General features: G+C 35.1%; 2 protein-coding genes. Both read right to left on the reverse strand.

Translation table 11 applies throughout. The annotated features are described in order from the left end of the window. The coding region (locus AC1DUW_RS29350) for an extracellular solute-binding protein (protein WP_477644247.1) at positions 1–575 on the reverse strand (575 nt) is incomplete at its 3' end. Between the two features lie 26 nt (positions 576–601). Further along, positions 602–1,294 (reverse strand): TAXI family TRAP transporter solute-binding subunit (locus AC1DUW_RS29355; protein ID WP_477644248.1); only part of this gene is annotated, 693 nt, incomplete at its 5' end.

The following is a 1,294-nucleotide window of genomic DNA, read 5'->3' on the forward strand; positions in this document are numbered from 1 at the left end:
GTATTAAAGCCCCAATCATTCGTAATGTCTGAAAATGCCGTTTTACCCTCGTAATCTGGAGATACAAGATCGTTCCAAGATTCAATCGATTTTAACCCTTTCTTTTTAAATGTTTCTGTATTGTAAGCTGGTGCAATAACCAAGCCGAATACTGGAGCAGCAGCCTTTTCAATTGGAATGAATCGCGAATCTACAGATTTCATATTTGGAACATTAGACTCATCAACGGAATCAATAAGTCCCTTGTCTTGAGCTCGTATTACATCAACTGGTACAAAAAGGGCGACATCAATTTGTGGTGAGTTTTTTTGTAATTCCACTTTCGACAAAATTTCACCTGATAAACCAGAAATATAGTTAACTGTAATGCCAGTTTCTTCTTTGAATTTTGGAGCAATCACATCTCGAATGGCACTTTCAATAACCCCGCCATTACCGGCTATCGTAATTTTTTTCTCACCTTTTTCACCTGCACTTGTTTGTGTTGCTTCCCCCGGCTTTTGYGGCGTTGGATTACCACATCCTGCAAGCATAACCAATAATATTATTGAGAATAAACTAATTATTTTTTTCAATTGATGAACCTCCCCGTTTTACTTTATTAATGAATAATTCCTTGTTCGGTAAAATAATTTATGGCACCTTGATGATACTCAATTGGAATTTGCATAGTTGCTTCATTTATTGAAATATCAGATGCAGCCGGATGTGTATGCTGCAACTCAGGCAGATGTTCATATAATGTTTTAACAAGATTGTACGCCTGCAAATCTGACATTTCGTCGTAAGTTAATAAGACATTTTTAATTGAAATCGTTTGAATATTCTTTTTCATTCCTTTATATGTGTCACTTGAAATTTCATTCTTTGTATAACCACCATTTTGTTTTTGAAGGYGGTTAATGATATCTTCCGGTATAGGTATAAATGAGAGATTCGTTTCCTTTGAGATGAAAGCGATTTCATTATTCGGGATACCTGAAGAGAAGAAAGCCACATCAATAGTACCATTACGTAATGCTTCTGCAGATTGAGAAAATGAAAGATAGGATAAATTCAATTGATCAAGCGGTAAATCAGTTTCCAAAAGGATTCGTTCTGCAATTAGTCTTGTACCACTTCCTAACGTACCGATACTAATGCGTTTCCCAACTAAATCTTCTAAGGAATCAATATTGTTTTGTTTCGTTGTAACAATTTGAACATAGTTAGAATAAAGGGTGGTTAATGCACGTAACTTTGATTTATTCGTTTCTGGCAAATCAAGTACATCTACTGTAGTAAACCCAATTTC

The sequence above is a fragment of the Peribacillus sp. P4_C12 genome (assembly GCF_056402095.1).